2 protein-coding genes are annotated in these 2,041 nt (G+C 67.6%); one reads left to right on the top strand and one right to left on the bottom strand.

Annotation, left to right across the window (positions count from 1 at the left end):
• Positions 1–156: 156 nt before the first annotated feature.
• Positions 157–1,851, bottom strand: a complete 1,695-nt coding sequence (locus ACFFNX_RS48555) for a transposase (protein ID WP_378213223.1) — start codon at positions 1,849–1,851, stop codon at positions 157–159.
• Between ACFFNX_RS48555 and ACFFNX_RS48560 the strand changes: the two genes are divergently transcribed.
• Positions 1,852–2,041, top strand: a 190-nt coding sequence (locus tag ACFFNX_RS48560; RefSeq protein WP_378213224.1) for a hypothetical protein, incomplete at its 3' end; no start/stop codon positions are given.

The raw sequence follows: 2,041 nt of genomic DNA on the forward strand, positions 1-2,041 counted from the left end.
GTGTGGCTGTTGCTTAATTTCGGGGTCTGATCCGGGGTCGGCTGTAGCGGTCGGATGGTGGTCCGGGGAAGATCGACGTGTTTGGCAGTTTGCCGGGCTATGCGTGCGGTTTGCGGAGGCCGGAGCTCGGATACGTCCGCTGGGTGCGGGCCCAGGTCAGTTGGTCAGGGCGGCTGCGCGGCGAGCGGGGTCCAAGCGGCAGAGCTTGCCGAGGTTGAGGACCGTCGCGGCGAAGGTGAGTTCGGCTTGGCAGGCGGCCAGGCCGCGGCGTGCGAAGCGACGCAGGGCCGTGCGGTCTTTGAGGTGGCCGTTGACGGGCTCGACGGTGGCGGCTCGTCGTTTGTAGAGGGTTGTGCCGTCTTCGGTGGCCAGTCGGTGGAGCATGAGGGTGGCCGGGTCGGCGTCCTCAGGTGGCGGGTCGGGGTGCTCGCACGGCTGGGGAAGGTCGCCGTTTTTCCCGGGCGCGATGAGCCGGTCAGGGCCGGGTGCGGTGAGGTTGTCCTGGGTCCAGTAGCCAGCGTCGAACAGCATGGTGCCGATCCAGTCGGCCCGGCAGCGGCAATCCGCCTCTTCGCAGCCGGAAGTGTCGCCGGCGTCGTTGCGTTCGGCTGATGCCGCGGCGCAGCATCCGCCTGGTGTCGGGCATTGACGTGGGCATCGTGTGCGGTGAATTAGCAGCGCGGCGGTGACCGCGGCCTGGGTCATCGGTCGTAGCTGCCGCCGGTCGTTGGCGTCCTGGACGACCTGGGGGCTGAGGATCAGGCCGTCGTCGCTGACGGCGAGTTGGGCGTTGTAGCCCTGGATCGTGCCTCCGTTGCGGTCTTGCATCAGGCGGCTGTCGGGGTCGGTGACGTTGCATCGTGCGACCGGACGCTCGTCCTTGCTTTTGATGCCTCGCGGTCCGTGCCGGCCGCCGCCCGGCACCGGTGTTAGATCGGCCTGCTGAGACTCCGAAGGTGGGGAAGACGTGCGTGCCCGGGCGGCCGCCAGTTCCCGTTCGGCTCGGGCCACCCACCGCTTGGCGCGGGCCACCTGCTGGCCGCGATTCTCATCGAAGCTGAACGGCCCGAGATTCGGCTTAGGCCCTTCACCAGCCTCGAACCGCCGGATCCGCTCACGCATCACTGCGATCTGCTCTCGCTTGGCCGCGACTTCCTTGGCCAGGCGATCCTGGGCGGCCTGCAGCCGAGCCTCGGCGATCGCCACCGGATCGGCCCCGACCGGACGAGACCCCACATCATTGCGGCCAGCCCGGGTGGCTTCGAGGAACGCGCGTTCCTTAGCGGCTGCGGCCTCCTCATCCAGACCACGCTCGGCCTCCTCCGCGATCACCTCAGCCAGCGCGCGCTTGAGCCGCTCCTCCCGATCACGCCGTCCCCGCAGTCCCTGCGGTGTCTCATCACCACGGTTGGCCGACCCGAACTCGGCGTCTTCAGCCGCATCCTCCGAGGTGGCCCGCGTGAGGATCTCATCGACTTGCTGCTGCAGCCATTGCCTCCGGCAGGTGGCCTTCTTCGATGCGTCTGCGGCGATCTTCGTGCCGTCCACGGCGATGGTGCCCAGCCGTCCCATCCCGGCTTTCGCACAGATCAACAGCACCTGGGTAAACAATGCCCGCACCGAGTCTTGATGCCGCTGCCGGAACCGAGCGATCACCGTGTGATCGGGCACCTGCAGCCCGCAGATCACCCGCATCGCCACATCCGTCCGGCACAGCCGCTCGATCTGCCGCGAAGACCGGACTCCAGCCGAGTACGCGTAAATCAGCAGCGCCAGCAGCATCCGCGGATCGTAAGCGCGGCGACCAGGCCCGCCCTGCGCATAGCGGGCCTCCAACTCGGTGACGTCCAAGTGCTCGACCACCTCGAGCAGCGCCCACACCACGTGATCGCCAGCAAGCCACTCACGCATGTCCACCGGCAACAGAAACTGCTGATCCCGATCAACCCGCCGAAAACCCCTCGCCACCCGCCCATCCAACGATCACCCAGACCACCGGATCTACCACTCCAGAAGACCGTGCTCAAAAAGCAACAGCCAC

This window comes from Actinoallomurus acaciae (assembly GCF_042429965.1).
GTDB classification, from domain to species: domain Bacteria; phylum Actinomycetota; class Actinomycetes; order Streptosporangiales; family Streptosporangiaceae; genus Actinoallomurus; species Actinoallomurus acaciae.